Source organism: Candidatus Schekmanbacteria bacterium, assembly GCA_016219965.1.
Lineage (GTDB): Bacteria > Schekmanbacteria > GWA2-38-11 > GWA2-38-11 > J061 > JACRJM01.
In genome coordinates this window covers 62,323-85,214 of sequence record JACRJM010000010.1, presented here as the reverse complement: position 1 = coordinate 85,214, position 22,892 = coordinate 62,323, and the positions used below count along the sequence as shown (strand labels likewise).

Annotated in this window: 24 protein-coding genes; 15 read left to right on the top strand and 9 right to left on the bottom strand. The window is 39.2% G+C overall.

Translation table 11 applies throughout. The annotated features are described in order from the left end of the window. The first annotated feature begins 10 nt into the window (after positions 1–10). The 14 genes from HZA77_11965 (at position 11) to HZA77_11900 (ending at position 14,302) form a co-directional block, all read left to right on the top strand. Positions 11–646 carry a phosphatidylserine decarboxylase family protein gene (locus HZA77_11965; protein MBI5376145.1) on the top strand — a complete coding sequence of 212 codons (636 nt, stop codon included), beginning with the start codon at positions 11–13 and terminating at the stop codon, positions 644–646. Continuing rightward, the gene (gene pssA / locus HZA77_11960) at positions 643–1,503 is read left to right on the top strand and encodes a CDP-diacylglycerol--serine O-phosphatidyltransferase (GenBank protein ID MBI5376144.1); all 861 of its coding nucleotides are present in this window, start codon (positions 643–645) and stop codon (positions 1,501–1,503) included. The genes HZA77_11965 and pssA overlap by 4 nt, the downstream gene beginning before the upstream one ends. After that, positions 1,481–3,016, top strand: a complete 1,536-nt coding sequence (locus tag HZA77_11955) for a 2-isopropylmalate synthase (protein MBI5376143.1) — start codon at positions 1,481–1,483, stop codon at positions 3,014–3,016. The genes pssA and HZA77_11955 overlap by 23 nt, the downstream gene beginning before the upstream one ends. A 54-nt stretch (positions 3,017–3,070) precedes the next feature. Further along, the gene (leuC, locus tag HZA77_11950) at positions 3,071–4,333 is read left to right on the top strand and encodes a 3-isopropylmalate dehydratase large subunit (protein MBI5376142.1); all 1,263 of its coding nucleotides are present in this window, start codon (positions 3,071–3,073) and stop codon (positions 4,331–4,333) included. After that, entirely contained in the window at positions 4,330–4,833 is a 504-nt protein-coding gene (leuD, locus tag HZA77_11945; GenBank protein MBI5376141.1) for a 3-isopropylmalate dehydratase small subunit, read from the top strand. The genes leuC and leuD overlap by 4 nt, the downstream gene beginning before the upstream one ends. An 88-nt stretch (positions 4,834–4,921) precedes the next feature. Then, a complete protein-coding gene (locus tag HZA77_11940) occupies positions 4,922–5,152 on the top strand; it encodes a DUF2934 domain-containing protein (protein MBI5376140.1) in 231 nt (76 codons plus the stop codon). A gap of 25 nt (positions 5,153–5,177) precedes the next feature. Further along, positions 5,178–6,890 (top strand): DUF1957 domain-containing protein, encoded by a 1,713-nt coding sequence (locus HZA77_11935; GenBank protein MBI5376139.1) that lies wholly within the window; start codon positions 5,178–5,180, stop codon positions 6,888–6,890. Between the two features lie 20 nt (positions 6,891–6,910). After that, complete coding sequence (locus tag HZA77_11930; GenBank protein ID MBI5376138.1) at positions 6,911–9,043, top strand: DUF1926 domain-containing protein; 2,133 nt, start codon at positions 6,911–6,913, stop codon at positions 9,041–9,043. A gap of 131 nt (positions 9,044–9,174) precedes the next feature. Next, positions 9,175–10,251, top strand: a complete 1,077-nt coding sequence (leuB, locus tag HZA77_11925; protein MBI5376137.1) for a 3-isopropylmalate dehydrogenase — start codon at positions 9,175–9,177, stop codon at positions 10,249–10,251. Positions 10,252–10,455: 204 nt separating this feature from the next. Beyond that, entirely contained in the window at positions 10,456–11,307 is an 852-nt protein-coding gene (gene motA, locus HZA77_11920; GenBank protein ID MBI5376136.1) for a flagellar motor stator protein MotA, read from the top strand. A gap of 20 nt (positions 11,308–11,327) precedes the next feature. After that, positions 11,328–12,215 carry an OmpA family protein gene (locus tag HZA77_11915; protein ID MBI5376135.1) on the top strand — a complete coding sequence of 296 codons (888 nt, stop codon included), beginning with the start codon at positions 11,328–11,330 and terminating at the stop codon, positions 12,213–12,215. Positions 12,216–12,344: 129 nt separating this feature from the next. Next, complete coding sequence (locus HZA77_11910) at positions 12,345–12,884, top strand: class I SAM-dependent methyltransferase (protein MBI5376134.1); 540 nt, start codon at positions 12,345–12,347, stop codon at positions 12,882–12,884. Further along, positions 12,881–13,627: a 16S rRNA (uracil(1498)-N(3))-methyltransferase gene (locus HZA77_11905; GenBank protein MBI5376133.1), complete on the top strand. Its 747-nt coding sequence runs from the start codon at positions 12,881–12,883 to the stop codon at positions 13,625–13,627. The genes HZA77_11910 and HZA77_11905 overlap by 4 nt, the downstream gene beginning before the upstream one ends. Before the next feature lie 30 nt (positions 13,628–13,657). Continuing rightward, positions 13,658–14,302 (top strand): pyrimidine 5'-nucleotidase, encoded by a 645-nt coding sequence (locus HZA77_11900; protein ID MBI5376132.1) that lies wholly within the window; start codon positions 13,658–13,660, stop codon positions 14,300–14,302. 14 nt (positions 14,303–14,316) lie between these two features. Here HZA77_11900 and HZA77_11895 read toward each other — a convergent pair whose 3' ends face one another. From HZA77_11895 to HZA77_11875, 5 genes are all read right to left on the bottom strand, one after another. Beyond that, positions 14,317–14,805: an HIT domain-containing protein gene (locus HZA77_11895; protein MBI5376131.1), complete on the bottom strand. Its 489-nt coding sequence runs from the start codon at positions 14,803–14,805 to the stop codon at positions 14,317–14,319. A 2-nt stretch (positions 14,806–14,807) separates the two neighbouring features. Beyond that, on the bottom strand, positions 14,808–15,242 hold the full coding sequence (gene ybeY / locus HZA77_11890; protein ID MBI5376130.1) for an rRNA maturation RNase YbeY: 435 nt from the start codon (positions 15,240–15,242) through the stop codon (positions 14,808–14,810). 14 nt (positions 15,243–15,256) lie between these two features. Further along, positions 15,257–16,222 carry a PhoH family protein gene (locus tag HZA77_11885; protein ID MBI5376129.1) on the bottom strand — a complete coding sequence of 322 codons (966 nt, stop codon included), beginning with the start codon at positions 16,220–16,222 and terminating at the stop codon, positions 15,257–15,259. A gap of 90 nt (positions 16,223–16,312) precedes the next feature. Further along, positions 16,313–16,627, bottom strand: coding sequence for a hypothetical protein (locus tag HZA77_11880; GenBank protein MBI5376128.1), 315 nt, complete (start codon positions 16,625–16,627; stop codon positions 16,313–16,315). 146 nt (positions 16,628–16,773) lie between these two features. Next, positions 16,774–18,519, bottom strand: coding sequence for an acyl--CoA ligase (locus tag HZA77_11875; protein ID MBI5376127.1), 1,746 nt, complete (start codon positions 18,517–18,519; stop codon positions 16,774–16,776). A 132-nt stretch (positions 18,520–18,651) separates the two neighbouring features. Here HZA77_11875 and HZA77_11870 point away from each other — a divergent pair, with 132 nt between their 5' ends. After that, the gene (locus HZA77_11870; protein MBI5376126.1) at positions 18,652–19,977 is read left to right on the top strand and encodes an MFS transporter; all 1,326 of its coding nucleotides are present in this window, start codon (positions 18,652–18,654) and stop codon (positions 19,975–19,977) included. On the opposite strand, the gene HZA77_11865 is transcribed toward HZA77_11870, so the two are convergent. From HZA77_11865 to HZA77_11850, 4 genes are all read right to left on the bottom strand, one after another. Beyond that, positions 19,974–20,405, bottom strand: coding sequence for a pyridoxamine 5'-phosphate oxidase family protein (locus tag HZA77_11865; GenBank protein ID MBI5376125.1), 432 nt, complete (start codon positions 20,403–20,405; stop codon positions 19,974–19,976). The genes HZA77_11870 and HZA77_11865 overlap by 4 nt on opposite strands. 88 nt (positions 20,406–20,493) lie before the next feature. Beyond that, complete coding sequence (locus tag HZA77_11860; protein MBI5376124.1) at positions 20,494–20,694, bottom strand: cold-shock protein; 201 nt, start codon at positions 20,692–20,694, stop codon at positions 20,494–20,496. A gap of 202 nt (positions 20,695–20,896) precedes the next feature. After that, on the bottom strand, positions 20,897–21,490 hold the full coding sequence (locus HZA77_11855; GenBank protein ID MBI5376123.1) for a class II aldolase/adducin family protein: 594 nt from the start codon (positions 21,488–21,490) through the stop codon (positions 20,897–20,899). A gap of 38 nt (positions 21,491–21,528) precedes the next feature. Continuing rightward, positions 21,529–22,653 carry a DUF1343 domain-containing protein gene (locus tag HZA77_11850; protein MBI5376122.1) on the bottom strand — a complete coding sequence of 375 codons (1,125 nt, stop codon included), beginning with the start codon at positions 22,651–22,653 and terminating at the stop codon, positions 21,529–21,531. Between the last annotated feature and the right edge of the window lie 239 nt (positions 22,654–22,892).

The window sequence follows — 22,892 nt, the reverse complement described above, 5'->3', positions numbered from 1 at the left end:
TATATACATAATGCGTTTGCCTCTGGCAAAAGACGGGTGGCGGTTTATAATACCATTAGGTATTATAGCAGTGGCACTCTGGCTGACGGATATTTCAGTGTCATTGAGTATCATAGTTACAGCCTTGACCATTTTTGTGATTGCTTTTTTCAGGGACCCTGAAAGGAATACTCCTGAAGGAGAAGGACTGGTTATTTCTCCTGCAGACGGAAAAATAATAAGACTTGAAAAGGTTAAGAACAGTATCCTTTCCGGTGAGGAGCATTTTATGGTGAGCATATTCATGTCAGTATTTAATGTTCATGTTAACCGGATACCTCTCAGCGGGAAAGTGACCGGGAAAAAATATAATTATGGCAAGTTCATATCTGCATTCAAGGAAAAATCTTCTAACGAGAATGAAAATAATGTTATAGTAGTTAGAGGAAAAAAACATGCAGCTGAAGTTGTACAGATTGCAGGACTTATTGCCAGAAGGATTGTTTGCTGGGTCAATGTAGGTGATGATGTAAGTGTAGGAAATAGATTTGGACTCATTCGGTTCGGTTCACGTGTTGATGTTTATCTTCCGGTAAGTTTTGAGCCGGGCATAGTGAAGGGACAGAAAGTTAAGGCAGGCGAAACTATTTTAGGAGTTTTAAAATGAGAAAAGGAATTTATATTCTGCCAAGCCTTTTTACAACAGGGAATGCGCTTTGCGGTTTTTATGCCATAATCGCCTCGATAAACGGGATGGCCTCTGAACTTCTTGGTAATCAGGATGCTTACAGGAAATGGCTGATATATGCAGCTTATGCGATCATACTTGGCGCTGTCTTTGATTGTTTTGACGGAAAAGTTGCCCGGACCACAAAGACTACGTCAAGGTTTGGCGTTGAGTTTGATTCACTTGCAGATCTCGTGACATTCGGAGTGGCGCCGGGAGTTTTGGTATATATATGGGCATTAAAGCCTTATGGAAAGGTTGGTTGGATTGCTTCATTCCTGTTTGTCATTTGCGGTGCATTAAGGCTTGCACGGTATAATGTCCAGACAACAGGAGTCAAGAGCAAATACTTTACAGGATTGCCAATACCTGCTGCTGCCGGTGTCGTGGCTTCGCTTGTAATTTTCTATTTTTCATACTGGCAATCCCTTGAGGGTATTTTCCGTTATCGCGGAATCTTAACTGTGATAGTGGTCTATGTGGTTGCCCTTTTAATGGTAAGTACTTTGAAATTCAGAAGCTTCTCCGGAGTAGAGACCAGTAAGAGCAAACATTTCAATGTGCTCATCGCTATAATATTTTTTATTTTCATAGTGATAATGAAGCCTAACATGATGCTTTTTCTAATGGTGTGGGGATATTTCTTCATCGCACTTGCAGAAGCCCTGTATCTTTTCATCAGAGAAAAGACGGCTCTGCCGGAGGGAGAAAAAGGAACCGCTTTCGAAGGAAGAAGGAGAATCTACAGGCGAAAGATCAGAAAGAACGAAGATTATGGAACAGATCAGAATATTTGACACCACATTAAGAGACGGGGAGCAGGCTCCCGGCAACAGCCTGAATGTGAAAGAAAAACTTACGATGGCATTGCAGCTAGCGCGCCTTAATGTTGATATTATTGAGGCTGGGTTTCCGATAGCGTCAAAAGGAGATTTTGAAGCTGCTGTTGAAATAGCGAAGGCAGTCAAAGGACCTTATATTGCTGGTCTTGCAAGGGCGAACAAGAAAGATATAAAAGCTGCATGGGACGCTCTCAAACATTCGTCACGTCCTTATATCCACACTTTTATTGCCACCTCGGATATACACATGAAATATAAGCTGAGAATGAGCCGTCGGGAAGTAATTGCCAAAGCGGTAGAGGCTGTAAAATATGCAAAGACATTTACCCGCGATGTTGAGTTTTCTGCGGAGGATGCGTCGAGGACAGATCTTCTCTTTCTTGCCGAGATAGTTGAGGCTGCAATAGATGCGGGAGCAAAGACAATAAATATACCTGACACCGTCGGTTATTCGATGCCCGACGAGTTTGGGAATATAATCGCATATTTGAAAAAAAATGTTCCTAACATAGAGAAGGCGATTCTCAGCGTTCATTGTCACAATGATCTTGGCCTTGCCGTCGCAAATTCTCTTGCTGCAATAAAAAATGGCGCAAGACAGGTTGAATGCACCATTAATGGAATCGGTGAAAGAGCCGGCAATGCGTCGTTGGAAGAGCTTACAATGGGACTTTATGTGAGAAAGGATTTGCTTCCCTTTAAAACCAGAATAAAAACCAAGGAGCTGTATAAAGCAAGCAGGCTTCTTTCAAGGCTTACAGGGATTTTTGTCCCGCCAAATAAGGCAATTGTAGGTGATAATGCTTTTTCTCATGAGGCGGGGATCCATCAGGACGGAGTACTGAAAAAAGCTCAGACATATGAGATCATGACGCCTGAAACTGTAGGCGTAAAGGAAAGTCATATCGTGCTGGGTAAGCATTCCGGAAGACATGCGCTGCGCAAACGTTATGAAAAGCTCGGTTACAGTCTCTCCGATGACGAGCTTGAAAAGGCTTATAAGATATTTATAGAGCTTGCTGACCGGAAGAAGCAGATATTCGATGAGGATCTTGAGATAGTAATTGATGAGCAGGTAAGAAACTTTACAGAAATATATAAGCTTATTGGTGTTCAGGCTATCGGAGGAAACAGAGTATTGCCGACAGCAGCCGTAAGTGTACGGAAGGGAACCAAGATCATTTCTGAAACAGCCTCAGGTTCAGGACCTGTGGAAGCCGCGTGTCTTGCGATTGAGAAGATAGCCAATGTAAAAGGGAAACTTCTTGACTATTCCGTAAAATCTGTCTCTGCGGGAAAGGATGCGATAGGAGAAGTATTCCTGAAGGTAAAGTTTGGGAATGGAACGATGTTTGTCGGGAAATCCACAAGTACTGACATCATATTTGCAAGTGTCAAAGCTTACCTAAATGCTTTGAATAAATATCTTTCGAGGGGTAAACCAGAGAAAGTATTAAAGGGTTTTTGAATTTTCCTGCATACTTTAAACAATAAAAATTAAATGTAACGGATTTGGTGCATTATGGGAATGACCATCACAGAGAAGATTCTGGCAGTCAAGTCATCAAAAAAGAATGTTGAATGCGGAGAAATCATAAGTGCCAGGGTTGATATAGCTCTTGGCAATGATATAACGGCGCCAATCGCTATAGATATTTTTGAGAAATATGGAGCAAAAGAGCTTTTTGACAGAAAAAAAGTGGTCTTTGTCCCTGACCATTTCACACCTAACAAGGACATAAAGTCAGCCGAGCAGTGCCGCATATTGCGTGAATTTTCAAGGAAACATAATGTTGAAAATTATTTCGAGATAGGGCGTGTCGGCATTGAGCATGCCCTCCTTCCGGAAAAAGGGATCGTACTGCCGGGAGACTTAATTATTGGGGCAGATTCGCATACATGCACTTATGGGGCCCTTGGCGCTTTCTCTACCGGAATAGGAAGCACAGACCTTGCAGCAGCCATGATTACAGGGGAGATATGGCTTAAAGTCCCTGAATCAATAAAATTTATCTACAGCGGGAAAACGAGACGCTTTGTTTCAGGCAAGGATTTGATATTGTTTACCATCGGTAAAATTGGAGTTGACGGTGCAAATTACAAATCAATGGAATTTACCGGCGAAGCAATAAGCTCACTTTCCATGGATGGCAGGTTTACAATGTGCAACATGGCTGTTGAAGCAGGAGCAAAAAACGGAATTATAGAGCCTGATGACAAGACATTGCAGTATGTGAAGGGACGTTCAAAGCGGGAATTTATTACGTATAAGAGCGACAAAGATGCCAAGTATTGCAATGTAGTTGATATTGACTCCTCGAAGCTGGAACCCCAGGTATCTCTTCCTCCGTCTCCCGGGAATGCAAGGCCTGTAAGCGAACTTAGGAACATTGCCATAGATCAGGTGATAATAGGATCATGCACCAATGGCAGAATTTCTGATCTTGAAGAGGCTGCTTTAATACTTAAGGGTAAAAAAGTTAATCCAAATGTAAGGCTGATAATATTACCTGCAACACAGGATGTTTATAAAGAGGCTATGAAGAAAGGGCTGCTTGAAATATTTATTGATGCAGAGGCTGTTGTGGGACCTCCTACATGCGGACCTTGTCTTGGCGGACATATGGGCATACTTGCAAAAGGAGAAAAATGTGTTGCCACGACTAACAGGAATTTCGTAGGCAGAATGGGTCACCCTGAAAGCGAGATATATCTGGCAGGGCCTGCTGTTGCAGCTGCGTCTGCCATTACTGGAAGAATTACGAATCCGGAGGAAGTCCTGTGAGCGCTCTTAAGTATAAAGGAAGAGTTTTTAAGTACGGTGATAATGTTAACACTGATGTCATTATCCCTGCCCGCTATCTAAATACAATAGATCCCAAAGAACTGGCATCGCACTGCATGGAAGACATTGATCCCGGGTTTCCAAAAAAAGTAAAACCCGGAGACTTCATTATTGCAGCAGAAAATTTTGGATGCGGCTCGTCAAGAGAACACGCACCTATTTCTATAAAAGCCTGCGGAGTAGCGGCAGTAATCGCTAAGTCTTTTGCAAGGATATTTTACAGAAATTCCCTTAATATAGGACTTCCAATTATAGAGTGTCCTGAAGCCATTGAGAGTCTGTGTGATGGCGATGAAATTGAGGTTGACCTGAATGATGGGACAATAACTAAGATTTCATCGGGACAGGTCTTTAAATCAAAACCGTTCCCTGAGTTTGTGCAGAAGATAATAGAAAAAGGCGGATTAATGGAATATGTATCAAGCCGCGAGACAAGGTAGAGCCTTATAATTTATTTTGTCACTTCCTAAGGGAAAGTGATTATTGTATTTTGCAGAGAAATCTGATGTTCTAAATGGAGGGGGAATTATGGCTACTACTAAGACCAAAACAAAAACTAAAGCAGAGACTACCGTTAAAAAGCCTGCCGCTAAAAGAGGGAGAAAACCTAAAACGCAAGTTTCTGATGAAGAATTCCGTGCCATGGTCCAGCAAAAGGCATACGAGCTGTTTGAAAACAGAGGCAATAGTGGTGGAAGCGATTTAGAAGACTGGATAACTGCTGAAAAGATGATAAAAGAGCAGCTGGGTATAAAATGAAAAGAGCTTTTTAAAGAGTGGTGCTTTGAGCATTAAGGGATATATCAGCCTTGTGCTGCATGCACATATTCCATATGTTATGAGTCATGGCAGCTGGCCGCATGGAACTGACTGGCTGAACGAAGCAGCAGCAGAATCATATATACCCCTGCTCGGAGTTTTTAACTCCCTTCTCGATGATGGAATAAAACCAAATATAGTCTTAAGCTTTAGCCCGATCCTTGCTTACCAGCTTTCAACTGATGAATTCAAGTCAGGTTTTAAATCGTATCTCAGGAACAGGATTGACACAGCTGAAAATGATTGCCGGGGATTTGAGCAATCAGGAGATATGGAAAAAGCAGGTCTTGCACTTGACTGGAAAAACTTTTTTCTGGGTGTCCTGACACAATTTACCAGTAAGTATAATGAGGACATTCCATATGCTTTTAGAAAGCTGAAGGAACAACATGCCATTGAAATAATCCCATCATCTGCCACGCATGCGTATCTTCCCCTCATAGGAGATGATTCAATGGTGAATTTACAGATCAAACTGGCTTCAGAAGCGTTTAACAAATATTTCGGAGGAAGGCCTTCCGGTATATGGCTCCCTGAATGTGCTTACAGACCTGCTTACAAATGGGAATATCCTGTCTCGGGACATACTGATAAAGCAGACAGAAAAGGGATTGAGGAATTCCTGGAGGAAGAAGAAATAGGCTACTTTTTCGTTGATTCTCACATGGTTGAAGGTGGTGAATCCGGTACTTCTTATGGAAAGATTGACAATCTTGAAAAGGGGAGAGAAAAATTTAAAAAGAATATGTATTATTCATCGCAAAAGGGATCACGCTCCGTTTATAATCCATTTTATGTCAATTCAACCTCTGAAAAAGTAAAAAAAATTACAGCATTTGTGCGTGATCCTGCCATAAGTCTTCAGGTATGGAGCGGTGAATGGGGATATCCGGGAGACGGGAATTATCTTGAATTTCATAAAAAGAATTTTCCCGGAGGACACAGATACTGGAAGATTACCAGCGCTAAAAGCGATCTTGGAGAAAAAGAAATATACGGCCCCGATGCAGCAGGAAATATGGTTAAATCTCATGCTTCCCATTTTAGACAGCTTTTAAAAGAGAGACTTTCCAGTTTTAATGGTCAATCTGAAGGGAGAAGCTTATTGGTCTCTCCTTTTGATGCAGAGCTCTTCGGGCATTGGTGGTTTGAAGGTCCAAGATGGATAGATGAGGTTTGCAGGGGAATTCATGCTGATGATGAGATAGAAATGATAACCTGCTCCGATTATCTTGATTTTTGCCATCCCCAAAAAACGGTTACTTTGCCTGAAGGTTCGTGGGGGGAAGGCGGCTCACACATGCTCTGGTTTAATGAACGGACTGAATGGACATGGGGATATATTTATGATGCTGAAAAAATATTCAAAAGCATGTACCGAAAGGTATCTGAGCAGAATATTGAAGAAGCAAAACCCTATATGGGGCAGATGTTAAGAGAGATCCTTCTCCTCCAGAGTTCAGACTGGCAATTTCTTATTTCTACTTCAACAGCCTCAGATTATGCAGAAAAAAGGATATGTGAGCATTTTGATAATTTTACAAAACTTTCCAAAGTGTGTGAGAATATATTAAATGGTTTCTTACCTTCCGAAGATGATAATCAGTTTTTGGATGGCTGCATCTCAAGAAATGGGATATTCTCAGGTATCGATGTTCTGTCATTTTATGAGTATTAAATTTTAACTTTGTTAAAAAAATGGAAAAAACTTATCTTGGTTTTGTGATCCATTTCCATCAGCCTGCCGGAAATTTTGATTTTGTTATAGAGCGGGCATACAATCAGTGTTATCTTCCCTTCGTCAATGTTATCGCTGATTATCCTGATATTAAGATGAGTTTTCATTTTTCCGGATGTCTTCTTGAATGGCTTGAGGAAAAGCATCCTGAATTCTACGAAAAACTGGAAACACTGATAAGCCGCGGGCAGATTGACATTATGACGGGCGGTTTTTATGAACCGATCATGCCTGCTATTCCTGAAAGAGACAGAATCGGGCAAATTTCAATGATGACAAGATATATCAAATCCAGATTTAGACATGTTCCCCGGGGTATGTGGCTTGCCGAAAGGGTGTGGGAGCCATCTCTGCCAAAGACACTGCATGATGCAGGAGTAAAATATCTTATCCTTGATGACACCCATTTGAAATATGCAGGACTACATCCTGAAAAAATTAAAGGATATTTTATAACCGAGGATGAGGGGAAAACGGTTTGTGTATTTCCCTCTGATAAAGTACTTCGTTATTCAATTCCTTTTAAAATGCCTGAAGAGATTATTAATGATATCAAAGTGCGTGGGGCAGAGTCTCCATGTTCTCTTTTTTCTTATGGAGATGATGGAGAGAAGTTTGGCGAATGGCCAAATACCTATGAGTGGGTTTATGAGAAGCGTTGGCTTAGAAACTTTTTTGAAGCGCTGCTGGCGCAGGGTGAGTGGCTTGAGGTTGTGAAACTGGAAGAATATATGAAAATCAAAGGACCTGAAGGAAGGGTTTATATCCCAACTGCGTCCTACGATGAAATGCTTGAGTGGGCACTTCCGGCTGATCTGCAAGCTGAATTTGAAGATGCAATAGAGGAGATGAAAAAAAGATCAGAAGGAGAAAGGTATCTTAAGTTTCTAAAGGGAGGGTTTTGGAGAAACTTTTTCGTGAAATATCCTGAGGCAAATCAGATGCAGAAGAGAATGCTTTATACAAGCAATAAAATTGCAGCAATGTTAGATGATGAAAAAACAGAAATAGGAAAACTTAATAAAGCTATTAAGTCCCTTTATAGAGGGCAATGCAATTGCGGTTATTGGCATGGAGTGTTTGGAGGTCTTTATTCTCACCATATCAGAACTGCAATATATAAAAATCTTGTAGAGGCAGATAAATTAACAAATAGAGTTTTAAAGAAGAAAAAGACATGGGTTGATGTTGAAAAGTCTGATTTCAATTGTGATGGTTTTGATGAAGTTGTTATTTCAAGTGATTCTCTGTCATTATGGATTGATCCCTCTCAGGGAGGAAGCATGGTAGAATTTGACTGGATGACCCAGAACATGAACCTCCAAAATACGATGTCACGGAAGAGAGAAGCCTACCATAAAAAGATAGATGAAGCAGTCCTTCCTGAAAGAGACAATGAATCTCCGCAAACCATTCATTCGCAAAGAGTGATAGACGTAACACTTGCCAAGAACCTTTTATATGACAATCATAGTCGTGGATCATTCATTGATTATGTACTTAATGGAAATGAATCTATAGAAAATTTCATAAGAGGAGAGTTATCCAATACGCCGGCAGGGAAAGCATTTAATGTATATGGATGCAGTATAAAGAAGGAAAGAGGAAATGCCATAGCTAATATGGTTGGGAAAGTTCACAATGATAATTCAGAGTGTAATGTCAGCAAAGTATTTTATGTCAGCCAAGGAAAAGAAAAGTTTAAGGTAAGCTACAATGTGACTTTGCCAAAAGGAAATTCTGACTCCAATATATTTGCTGTTGAACTCAATTTTTCTCTTCCATCAGCTTGTTCGGAAGGCAATAGGCTTTTTATCGTTGATATGAATGAGAAGTATTCCTCTATGGATAATATCATTAATGCAAATGGCGTGAATTCCTTTGGCATGATAAGTCAGTTTGAAAAAATAAAACTTAAGATTGATGTTTCTTCCGGATGCCGACTCTGGAGTTTCCCTGTAAAAACTGTTTCGCAGTCAGAGAGAGGATATGATCTAAATTATCAGGGAACTGCATTTCTTGCTTCATGGAATAATTTGTCTGATAAAAAAACATTCAACGTTGATTTTACAATCAGCCTTCAATCTGATTAAAAATTGCATTTTTTTGTAGCTCAAATCCCTTTTTAATCTTAAAAAACCTTTTGTAAATTTTAAGAAGTAGCGCTATATCCATAACTTCTTATTTTAAAGAATAAAGAAAGTTATTTTATAAAGGAGTAGAAATGGTTGAATTAAAAGTTGTTGTTCTTCAAGGTGATGGGATCGGCCCTGAGGTTGTTGAAGGGGCGATGTTAGTGTTAAACAGGGTAAGCAGGGTTTTTAAGATTAAATTTAAATTTATTAAGGGACTTATTGGTGGAGCTGCTATAGATAAGAAAAAGACCCCGCTTCCGGCAGAAACACTTTCACTTTGTAGGGAAAATGGTGTTGTACTGCTTGGAGCTGTTGGGGGGCCTAAATGGGATGGATTAAAGGGTGCAGCGAGGCCTGAATCAGGGCTCCTGGAAATAAGAAAACGCCTTGATTTATTTGCCAATATAAGGCCCGCAAAAATATTTAAGCCTTTAGTTAATGCTTCTACTATTAAGGAAAGTGTTCTTAAAAATGTGGATTTCATTGTTCTTCGGGAACTCTCTTCGGGTATTTATTATGGTAAGCCTCGTGGTATAAAAAAGAGTAAATCAGGGCTGCTTGCCTTTAACACTATGTCTTATGATGAAAAGACTATTTCACGCATTGCAGAAGTTGCTTTTCAAATGGCAATTGAGCGAAGTAAAAAAGTCACCTCAGTTGATAAAGCCAATGTGCTTGAATGTTCACAGCTTTGGAGAAGAACTGTAGAGAATATCCATAAAAAATACAGCGAGGTAAAGCTTGAACATATGTACATTGACAACTGTGCCATGCAGATGATCAGGAATCCGGGACAGTTTGATATTATACTAACATCCAATCTTTTTGGTGATATTTTAAGCGATGAAGCTGCTATGATTACAGGTTCTATTGGAATGTTGGCATCTGCAAGCTTAGGGAAAAAGGCTTCACTATATGAACCAGTTCACGGTAGTGCTCCGGACATTGCAGGTAAAAACATTGCAAATCCTCTTGCAACAATTCTTTCGACAGCCATGATGCTTAGATACTCATTTAAGAATAATAATGTTGCTTCTCGTATAGAGCTTGCTGTTGAAAAAGTTCTTGAAAGTGGCTACAGAACTGCAGATATCTTTAGCGGGGCAGGCAAGCTAGTTGGGACCGATAAGATGGCAGCATTAGTGGGAGATAATATAAATCAGTAACTAAAGAAATACCGGGATTTAAGAGTGAAATAAATCTGAATAATGGTTTTTTATATGTAAAAAGAATTTGTATTCAATATATTAGCTACAAAATGTTTATTCCGTTGCTATAAACCTTTCTTTAAATATTCTATTAAACTGTATCCTTCCCATACCGACAATCATTCAAGATAAATTTTAATATAGAATTCAGGGACGAATTTAATGATAGCTATTGTAGGGATCGTAATAGTATTCGGGTCAATCTTAGCTGGTTATCTCTTAGAACATGGTAATGTCTGGGTTTTGTTACAGCCGGCCGAACTTATAATCATTGGTGGTGCTGCACTAGGTTCTCTTATTATTACATGTCCACCTTCAGTTCTGTTAGATATTGTAAAAAAGATTCCAAGCGTTTTTAAAGGGGCATCATATAATAAAACTGCATATCTAGAATTATTAAACCTTCTCTATGACATATTTGTAAAAATCAGGAAAGAAGGAGTATTGCATATTGAGGGTGATATAGAAGCACCGGAAAAGAGTGAGTTGTTCAAAAAATATCCAAATGTAATTTCAAATCATCATGCTCTAAAGTTCCTTTGTGATAATTTAAGGGTATATATTGTTGGTGTAAGGTCAAGTGATCTTGAAGATATGATGGATGTTGAACTGGAAACGCATCACAATGAATCAGCTGTTGCTCCTTCGATCGTAACAAAGATGGCTGATTCTCTCCCCGGGTTTGGAATAGTGGCGGCTGTACTTGGGGTTGTCATAACAATGGGGAAGATGAATGAGTCACCTGAAGTAATAGGCGAGAGCGTAGCTGCCGCTCTTGTTGGGACTTTTTTAGGTATATTGCTTTGTTACGGTTTAGTAGGTCCTATCGGAAGTCATCTTGAACACAAGGCGAATGAAGATTCAAAGTATATTGAAGTTATTAAATCCTCAATACTGGCATTTGCAAAAGATATTCCTCCACAGATGGCAGTAGAATTTGGCCGTCGCGTTCTTTTCAGCGATTCCAAACCGAGTTTCAAGGAACTGGAAGAACGTGTAAGAAAGAAAAAATAGGCTAATAGGATAAAAATCTAATGTCTGGAAACGATTCTCAAATCATAATTAAAAAAATTAAAAAAATTAACCATGGCAAACATCATGGTGGAGCATGGAAGGTTGCATATGCAGATTTTATTACTGCAATGATGGCTCTGTTCCTTGTTCTTTGGCTTGTAGCAATGCTTTCAGTACAGGCAAAAAAAGCTGTGGCCAACTATTTCAGAAGCTATACAATCTTTAAAGGTGATGAAGCTGGTGGCGGAAAAGGTATATCTATTACTCCTGGCGGCATTGTTAAAGTAGGCGAAGAAGATTCAATGGTAGTATTTAAGGAGATGGAAGATGTTGAAATCGCCTCAAAAATTGGACAAATGGTTGAAAAGAAGCTTGGAGAATTAAAAAATCAGGTAATAATATCAGTTTCGGGTGAAGGTGTCAGAATTGAGCTTATTGATAAGATTGGGAGCCCAATGTTTGAATTAGGCAAAGCAACGCTGATACCTACCGGTATGAAAATCCTGAATGTAATTTCAGAGAGCTTAAAAAATATAAATGAGAAAATAACAATTGAAGGACATACTGATTCATATAAGTATTCGGCTGAGAATTACAGTAATTGGGAGCTTGCTGCTGACAGGGCAAATGCTGTAAGAAGAGCGCTTATAGAAAACGGCATAGACATTTCCAAGATTGTAAAGGTGGTAAGTTTTGCAGATAATATGCCTCTCAATAAGGATAATCCATTTGACCCTCTCAACAGGAGGGTTAGTATATTGATTGATAAAAAAGAGAATTTGGAGAATGCGATTCCAAAGATTAAACCTATTTCGGAAATAAAAGAAAACTCCGTAAAGAGTGAAACCAAAAAAGAAATTCAAAAATCAGAAATTCCCAGTTTGACAACAGTTGCATCAATTCCCTGACGATCTTTCAACTCTAGCTTCCCTGACTCCTTGATTTTTGTTATCTTATTATAAATGATCATTTTCTTTAGTTATGAAGAATTCCCAGGATTATGCTGGGAAATTCTTTAGAAAAAGAAGGGATTACATATGGATAGTAAAAATGAATATCAAATAGGCGAAGAACCTGTAGAATTTCTTGTTGATAATGTTTCTTTACTTCCGAAAGGGCGGGTTTTGGATATTGCTATGGGAGAGGGAAGGAATGCTCTTTTTTTGGCAGAAAATGGATTTATGGTTGATGGCGTTGAGAGATCGGAAGAGGCTATAAAAACAGCCTTGTTGAGAGCTGAAAAAAGAATGCTTCATTTGAATATTATTAAAGCTGATCTTGAAAAATTTGAGTTTAGTCCTGATGAAAATAGTTATGACATAATTATATGTTTCTACTACCTGCAAAGAACACTATTCCCATTTATCAAAAAGTGGCTTAAAAAAAATGGTATCATTGTGTATCAAACTTTTACTATAGATAACCTGAAATACCAGAACAGACCCAGAAATCCTGATCATGTACTGCAGCATAATGAACTGTTAAAAGCTTTTTTAGATTTCAGAATTAATTTCTACAGAGAATGTGTATTGAATAACGAAACAGCTGTCGCAAGTCTTATCGCTGAAAAAATTTGACAAAACAAATACATATAAAAAATAGCAAAGAGCTGTTACCGGGTGCATTGTGTGTTTTGACATCAGAGGAATACGAGCTTCTCCTTTCCTGGAAGATACGTGTGGGTGAATCATTTACATTTACTGATGAGGAAGGTGATTATTTTAGGGGAAGATTTGTTGGTAAAGTAAACGACAGGCCTTCAGTTAAAGTGATTGAAAAATATGGCAGTCCGGTAGAATCAAACATCAGGATAACTCTTTTTCAATGTTTGCCCGCACGGGAAAGAATGGAGTTGATTCTCGAAAAGGCTGTTGAATTGGGGATTTCAAGAATAATAACTTTCAAGTCTGAGAAATCCATATCTATTGAGGAGAGAGATAATAAACAAAAAAAATCACACAAATGGCCTCTGGTGCTACTGAAAGCAGCAAAGCAGTGCAGAAGAGCTTTGATCCCGGAACTTGAATATTTTGACAGTTTTTGTAATGCTTTAAGTAAGGTCAATGCTGATTCAGGAAAAATATTATTATCTGAAAAGGTAGGATGTAAAAGTTTTAGAGAAACTTTATTAACTCTATCCGAATTTAAAGATATAAGTGTTATGATAGGTCCTGAAGGCGGTTTCAGTAATCACGAAATTGATATGGCAGTAAAAACAGGGTTTATTCCTGTGAATATTGGAGGAAGAATACTCCGGACGGAGACAGCAGCGATAGCTGCTATTTCTATAATACAATATGAACTCGGAGATTTAGCCTAATTATTAGAATATTATGGTGAGGAGTCGTTCTTGAACAGAATAATAATAGATCTTGATAATACTCTCTATCCTGAGCACAAGGGAATATTCTCCCAGGTTAATAACAGGATAAATTTATATCTTGAAGAAAAGATGAAATTCAGGAGGGATACGATCAACTCAATGCGGGTTGAGTATATGGAAAAATACGGGACTACATTGCGGGGACTCATGATTCATCATCATGTCGATCCGGGAGACTACCTTAAATTTGTACATGATGTGGAGATCGAGAGTGTTCTTTCTGGAAATAAAGCTCTTGATGATTTTTTACATAAATTAAAGGGAGAGAAGATTCTTTTTACTAACGGGGCATATAATTATGCCATGCGGATACTTAATTCATTATGTGTGGCACATCATTTCAATACTATCTTTGACATCGTTTCAATTGATTACATTGCCAAACCTGATAGTTATGGCTATAAAAAACTAATTGCTTTGACGGGTAATGGAAGCTCCTGCAATTATCTTTTTATAGACGACAGACCTGATAATATAAGAACTGCTAAAGAATTAGGCATGCTTACGGTACTTGTTTCGGCTAACGGTGCGGGAGATAATTGTAACGCAGAACTTGTTGTCAGGGAAATTACAGAGTTGGAAGATAAATTAAAAGGAACGGTTTTTATTTAAAGAAAGCTTTATCCCTATAGTTTCCTCATCGCTTCAAGTATTTTTCCATATGTTTTCCTGATGTGTTCAGGCATAACTTTGATATCTGCCAATACCGGCATGAAGTTTGTGTCACCATTCCATCGCGGTACGATATGAAGATGGACGTGCCCTTCGAATCCAGCACCAGCTACTTTCCCTATGTTCATTCCGATATTGTATCCGTCAGGGTTCATAACACTGTCAATTGCCATCATCCCCTTTTTAGTGGCCTTGTGTATTTCAGAAAATTCTTCTTCAGTGAGAAGTGTAATATTATTGATGTGTCTGTAGGGAGCTACCATTATATGACCGTTGTTATATGGGTATCGGTTCATGATAGTGAAACAAAGTTTGCCTCTATCGAGAATCAAATTTTCTGCATCATTATTCTCAGAAGGTTTTGTACAGAAGATACACCCCGTATCTTTCCCTCCTTCTTCTTCAATATATTCCATTCTCCATGGAGCCCATATTCTATTCATGATTAACCTTGTTCAATTAAGTTAATTAATTTCTTTTCCATACTTCTCATTTTATCTGTATCATTTTTTATTTGATGGTCAAATCCCGCAATATGCAGAAATCCATGTATTATTAACTTATATATTTCTTTTGTTAAATTGTTTTTTTTTATAATTCTGCGTCTTGCAGTTTCAAGAGATATGACAATGTCTCCCATTTCGTAACAGGGATTTATGTCGCTGAAAGCACCCTCAAGAAGAGAAAATGAGAGAACATCTGTAGCCTTGTCTATTTTCCTGTATTGTTTATTTAATCCCCTGATTTCACTGTCTGTGACAAAGATAATATTCAGGCTGTATTTTTTCATGTCTAGGGCATTAAGGATTTTTTTTGTAGCCCGCAATATATCAGTTTTATTGACCCTGATTTTTGTCCGATTTTCAATAGCTAAAGACATAGCTCTCTTCTTACCTATTTTCTTTTGTTGCCATTCACACTTTCTTCATAGGCTTTTATTATTTTTTTTACGAGGAAATGGCGGACCACATCCTGTTCATCAAAGAATATTATTTTAATATCCTCTATGGAAGAAAGGATTTCTTTCGCCTCCACGAGCCCCGAAGATTTTCCTTCCGGTAGATCAATTTGTGTTATGTCTCCTGTGATCACAGCTTTGGAATTATTGCCTAGTCTTGTCAGGAACATTTTCATCTGCTCCGACGTTGTGTTTTGAGCTTCATCAAGAATAATGAAACAGTTGTTTAATGTTCTTCCCCGCATGAATGCCAGAGGGGCGATTTCTATACTCCCTTTTTCTATAAGGCGTGTTGCATATTCAAAGTCCAGCATTTCATAGATAGCATCATAAAGAGGGCGCAAATAGGGATTTACTTTCTCAAACATATCTCCGGGCAGGAATCCAAGACGCTCACCTGCCTCTACCGCTGGTCTTGCAAGTATGATTTTTGAAACCCTCTTTGTGTCCAGAAAATATATACCCATTGCGACAGCAAGATAGGTTTTGCCTGTTCCTGCCGGGCCAATACCTATAACTATATCGTAGTTCTTGATTGCATCGATATATTTTTTCTGGTTGAAACTTTTCGAGGAGATTATTTTCCCGGAGGTAAGGCGTATTTTTTCAAGAAAAATGTCATCTTCAGGATTTTGATCTTTTTCCCCGGTAAGCGCATTTGTGACTGCGATAATATTGGTTTTAGACAACTCAACCCCTTTACTTGCTAATTCATATAGCTTTTTACAGGATTGCGTGGCTTGAGTTATTGCTTCCTTCTCGCCGCGGAGAGTTATGGAATTACTGCGGGCAATAATGTCAATTTTATAGATTTTTTCCAGAAGACGAAGGTTGGAATCTAAATTTCCAAAAACTGCTTTAAGATGCTCACTATCTTCAAAACTTATTTTTTTTTCAAAAATGGCGGTTTAAAACCCCTCTAATGATTGCTATTTTTGCAAATCATTACTTAATCAGCAGTCATATGTCAACAAATTATCTGGGCTCTTTATCTAAGACTTCCTTCTTTCTGCAAGGACGAAGAGGTTTAGTTTTAGAATTTTTTCTTTTTTAGCTTGTGCTGTTAGAACAGAGGCTCCAACATATATGTCGTTCTTGATCAAAGTCGAAATAACCTGGGAAAGTTCTGAAGAGAGAGAGCATATCTTTTTTGAATCTTTCCCAAGAACAACAACTTTGTTCTTCCCGGAAACCCTTACAGGCAAAACATCACCTTTTTTTAGTCCATCTAACTGAGTTAAAGCAATGTTGCCGGACCAGAGGGAAATGCTTTCAATAGGAGAGTTATATGTATCCGTTTTTTTCATAAAAAAATCCCCCCAAATAATTATTGTCAAATTTTGTTAATTAGGAATTGTTTTCAATAATTATTGCTAATAATGAATTAAAATAAGGAATGAGTCAATTAAAAAGTTATTTAATATGTTGACTTATTTAGTTAGTTTTAAATCAATTAAAACCAGTAAGGTCTTTTATAGCTTTTTTCATAACAATCTTTGAAGAGTTTTGCAAACATTTTTCTTGTATCTTTACCTGTAGATGTTTTTGGTATTTTTTTTACAATTTTTATTTCTTTAGGGGTTTTAGACCATGAATATCCAAGCTCCCTGCAGTATTTCCAGACAGTGCTCTCATCCAGCTTTCCCTCATTTTTCATCTCAAAAACTACTCCAACCTCCTGACCTAAACGCTTATGAGGGAAACCATATACAAGGGCGTTTGCTACTCCGTCTATTTTTGAAAGATCTTCATCCATAAGATAGGGCGAAAATTTCTCCCCACCTCTTTCTATTATGTCTTTTAACCTCCCGGTAATGAAAAACATGGGTCTTCCCCACCGGTCAAGTTTATAAAATCCTTCATCTCCTGTACGCAGTACCCCGAATTTGAATGTTTCCTCATTTGCATCAGGATTTTCTGCATATCTTTCCATTATGTTCCTTCCTGCGATTACTATTTCACCCTTTTGATTTTCAGGCAAAATATTCCCATTTTCATCTAAGATACCCATTTTGCAATGTCTGAGAGGGGTGCCTATGGAAGGTGCCTCAAAGTCGAACATCAGATGATTATACTCCTCATCGTCAAGGTCTGCAGGAAGCCAGCACCCCCAGCATGTTGTCTCCGACATTCCCCATCCATGAGCTATTCTTATTTTGTATTTTGATATAAATTCCCTGGCCACTGATTTTTTCAGTGTTCCGGCGCCGCAAATTAATGTTTTAAAATGAGTTCTCATCTGCGGATATTTTTCATCTGTGTTTTCATTGTTATCATTGAGATCAACCAGCATTGCAGGCACCACGCTTGTTGTGGTGACTTTTTCTTCCGACACTATTTCCCAGAAGTATTTTGGCATCCATTTTCCCAACAGAATGAGTGTACCTCCCGAATAAATAGCGGCCATCATACTTGTTATGATTGCATTTACATGGAAAAGACGCATCGCAGTGAGGAAGACATCATTCTCACTAAAACCATGAAACGACACAACACCATCTATGTCGTAGAGCATTTTGTGCGAGAGTATAACTCCCTTTGGATTTCCTGTAGTGCCTGATGTGTAGACCAGAAGTGCAGGCGATGAAATATTAATTCCGAAGTCCGGCTCTTCATCAATCATTTTTTCAATGAGTTCGTAAAAAAGTGGATGGCTTTTCTTTTCTCCTCCCAGCTGGACAATCGTCTTTATCCCGGCCCGCTCATTGATTCCTTCGAATTTCTCTAAATGACGCTCTCTTACAAATGCTGCGGCAACATTCGAGGATTTTAGTATGAATTCTATTCTGTCCCTGTCTTCTTCCATATTTACAGGGACAACAAGGTTTCCCCGCGACCATGCTGCAAGAAGTATAGTAACAGTATCGCTGTGATTATAAAGATCAACAGTGGCAATCGCGCTACCCGGAGGCACTCCTAAGGTATCAAGCAATTTGATTGTTTTGCATACATTAACCTTCAGGTCATTATATGTGAGTCTTAAGATTTCTCTTTCACTGTTTCCACTTGCATAAAAAACTATGGCTGTCTTTGAAGAAAACTTTTTGCACCGGGAGAAAAAAAGATGCGGAATGTTATCCCACGGGAGTTTGAAATCAGTATCAGGATCTCCTAATAGCTCGGCAAGATCAGGAGAATGAGCTCTTTCTATTCTTGATTCTGTTAAATTGTCTATGTTATCAAAGAGTGAATTTTTCATGATATTTATTTCCCGTTCCTATTCTAAAAAATAGAAAAGAAGAAAAACAATCTCAAGTTTATTTTATCTTTCTGTTTCAGAAAGAGAAATGCTAATATAACAAGATTCATATATAAAAGATAAATCATAGACATGACAAAGGAAAAAAAAGGAATTAAAACATTATGGATGGACCTTCCTGAGGGGGTCACATCTTATAACTTCTGGTCCCTAGTCCTGCTGGCTTTTCTTGTTAACCTCTCTTTGCCTCTCTTTCATATTATTCAGCCTCTCTGGCTGGAAAAAGTAATAAAAATCGACAAGTTAAAATACGGTCTCATAAACTCGAATCTGCAGATCATAATGGAAATAATGCAGATTGCTTTCCTCGGGTTTCTGGGAATAGTTTCTGACAGGCTGGGCAGAAGACCGCTTCTATGGTTTGGATTTCTATTCTTCGGGATTTTCTTTTATCTTTACGGACAGTCAGCTTCTATAGCCGCTGTAGTCGGACTTGATCCAATAACGATTGTCTACATAATGAGGGGGATAAATGCATTTCTGTTCCTTTTGCTTTGGCCTCAGATAATAACGCTCATAGCTGATTACTCCAATGTTGAGAATCGGGGCAGGGGAATGGGTGTCGTAAATTTCATTTCCATATTTGGAGCTTTTTTCTCGCTTCTCTTTGTTTCACAGGTTCCTAAGCTGACAGGAGTAATGAGTTTCTTCTATATCGGGCCATTAATAGGGTTTCTCGGCTGCATTATTGCTTTTGCCGGAATAAAAGACAGAAAAGAAATTGGCGTTGGGGTGAAAAGGAGGGAGAGGGAAAAGAAAGAATGGAAAAAAGTTTTTGCTCTTGCACGTGAAAAACCGGGACTGCGGGTATGTTTTTTTGCCGCTTTCGCCGCAAGGGCAGACCAGTCAATACTCGGGCTTTTTCTTATAACATGGGCAGTGAAAGTAGCCGGAAGTTTCGGTAAAACTCCAGAGGAAGCCACTGCTGCTGCTCCTGCCATGATGGCTGTGAATGTCCTGGTTGCGACCATATTTTCCCCGGTTTTTGGTTATCTGACCGACCGTTTTAGCCGCAAGTTGATTCTTTGCGTTTCCCTTGTTTTAAGCGGTTTTGGCTATGCATTGATGAGTTTCCTTGACTCGCCTTATCATCTGCAAATCTATATTGCCATGGCTTTTATGGGTATGGGACTTTCAGGTATAACTATAAGTGCGCAGACTTTGACTGCTGATCTTGCCCCGAAGGAACTTACCGGTTCGGTCCTCGGCGTATATAATACAGCAGGGGCAATAGGGATACTCTTCTTTGCTTTTGCAGGAGGATATCTTTTTGACCACGTAAGCTTTACCGCGCCATTTCTTCTTAAGGGAATAGCTGATTTTGTTGCGCTTTCATATGCACTATACAACTGGAAGAATATTTCCCACCACTCAGAACAAGTTGCTGAAAATGCTTAATGAGAAGCGACACCTGAGAGATTATCCAGTTTCACTTTAAACAGGCTCGATCCTCCGGGATATTTGAGGATATATTCGGCAACCCTGTAGAAATGGTCCTCTTTCAGGCCTCTTACTTTTGCAACCATCCGCATAACTTTAAAGACTTCTTCTCTTTCAGTAAGATATTCAACCTTCCCCTTTATTGCAGCAGCCTTCCATGTCGGGTAGGCCTTATCAGCGTCGCATATCTTTATCATTATGTTATTGTTCTTTTTAAAGCTGTTGAACATCACTCCTCCGGGCCTTGAACCGGCGTAGATATATTCACCGTCAGTGGCGTAAGTTACTTCTACGGCATAAGGCAAGCCCTCGTTTACTCCTACCAATGTGCACCATGTCCATTCGTTGATAAAATCCCTGATTTCTTTTTCAGTTAGTTTTCTCATGCAGCAATCCTCCTGTAATGGTGTTGCCCGGTAATAAATTAAAAAGGCGGCTTCGTAGAAGCCGCCCCTTAGTGTCGAAGAGTTGATATTAGAGTGGTTTTACATGAACTGCCTGTGGTCCTTTGGGGCCATCCTGAACCTCAAATTCCACAGCCTGACCTTCGGATAGGGTTTTAAAACCCGACCCTTCAATAGCAGAGTAGTGAACAAATACGTCTTCTCCGCCTTCTCTTGAGATGAAACCAAAACCCTTCTTCTCGTTAAACCATTTTACTGTTCCCTGAGCCATAAACTAAAACCTCCTTTTCTCAAATTTCGAGGGAGTCCCCCCTTCTTTAACCGCCAACTGCCAAATTCTACCTCTCCCCCGGAGAACCGGAGTCGACCGAATTTCAGACAATCAAACGATTAATACTAATACTACTGATCAAACTTTACCAAGTAAGCCGCAATCTACGCATTCCTAAAAAAAATGGCAAGAAAAAAATTTATTAATTTTTTCTCCCTATTAAATCTGCAAATATGGCAGTTTTCGCTGCATCCTCTAAAAGATCTGCAAGATTAAATGCATCTGTAAGTGTGGGGCCTGTCGCGACCGCGCCATGCCTTGAGAGGATCAGCACCCTTTCTGTAGAATTTTTGTAGGCGGTTATCACATATTCAGCAAGCTCGTCAGACCCGGCAGGGGCGTAGGGCACGACTCCATGATGCCCGATATTCTTTTCAAATGGACCGGTAAGAAGAGGGACAGTCAGCCCCTTTGTAGAATAAGCTGTGGCTGCTGTAGAATGACTGTGAAACACACAGCCTATCTCAGGTCTGTATTTATATATGCCGCAATGCCATTTGGTTTCCTTTGATGGTTTTAAATCCCCTTCAACAACACGGCAGTCAAAATCCACTACAATGAGATTTTGAGGTGTAACATCCCTGAAGCTTATCCCCGACGCAGTAATAACGACGAGTTCCTTGTCTTTTATCCGCACACTGATGTTACCTCCTGCGCCTGAGGTCAATCCCCGCTCATAGGATTTTACCGAGATCAGGGCAAGCTCTTCCCTTAATTTTTTTATTTCACGATCCATATTTTCCATTTCTCCCTATTGTCATAATACCGGCTCTGTCAGTAAAGCAGATACTCTTTTCTTTTTTTCTTAAAGCCCTTAATGTCATCTTTCCAGCTTTCTGCAATATTTTTTATATCATGAGTCTCTTCAATTTGCTTCCTGAAAATACTGTTTCCCGCAATAACATCAATAGGAAGTTTTTTATATTCATATTCATAGGGAGGTTTCTTCCATTCGAATTTTTCCGGATAAAGTTTTGTTGCAGCTCTCATGAGCGCTGTCCCGGTAAGTACAGGTAAAAATTTATTTCTGTCGGTAACATGTATCTGTATCCCTCCGCAGACTTCATCTTTCCACTTCTGGAATGATGGCTGGAAACAGAGACTCCGGAAGTAGACACCGGGAAGTTTATAGCTATCAAGCTCCTTTTTGAAATTATCAGGATTTATGAATGGTGCTCCTATTATCTCGAATGGTCTTGTTGTCCCTCTCCCTTCTGAGAGGTTAGTTCCTTCAAGATAGACAGTTCCGGGATAGACAACTGCCGTGTCAAATGTCGTCATATTAGGCGACGGTATCACCCAGGGAAGGTCAGTATCATCAAACCACATCTCCCTTTTCCATCCTTTCATCCTGTATATTTCGAGACCGCAGTCAATCTTCCGTTCATACCTATACATGACAGCAAGCTCTCCCATCGTAAGGCCGTGCCTCATCGGGATTTCCAGCATTCCAACGAATGATTTATATTGAGGTTGAAGGCAATCCCCTTCAACTGAATTGCCGTTAACAGGGTTAGGTCTGTCAAGGATGATGAGTTTCTTCCCGAACTTTGAGCATGCTTCCATACAGTTAAACAGTGTGGAAGAGAATGTGTAAACACGGGTCCCCACGTCCTGAAGGTCAACTACGAGTTCGTCTATGTCTTTCAGCATTTCTTCATCAGGAACCCGGGTTTCACCGTAGAGGCTGTAAACAGGTATCCCCAGTTTCTCATGCGTGAACCCGCGCCATGTTATCATGTTGTCCTGCGTATGAGAATATATCCCATGCTGCGGGCCATAAAGGGCTTTAATCTCTATGTTTTTGCATTTTATGATTTTTTCAAGCGCTGGAGAAAGGTCATGCGTGACCGATGCAGGATTTACAAGAAGCCCTATCTTTATTTTTGTTCTTCCTATTCTGTGCTTTTCAAGGAAGACATCAAGTCCCGATGTTACTTTATGATGCAATCTTTTATCTCAGGTTAAAATTTAACAATTCATAAAATATCAAAAAAATAAATGACCTTCAACAGAATTGCAACTTTGGTCAAACAGACTTTATAATATCACACGTTATAACCTCGTGCTTGACATAGCATCTTATTTTTAATATCAAAAGCAAACATTTATACAGGAGATTATCTTAAATACATGGC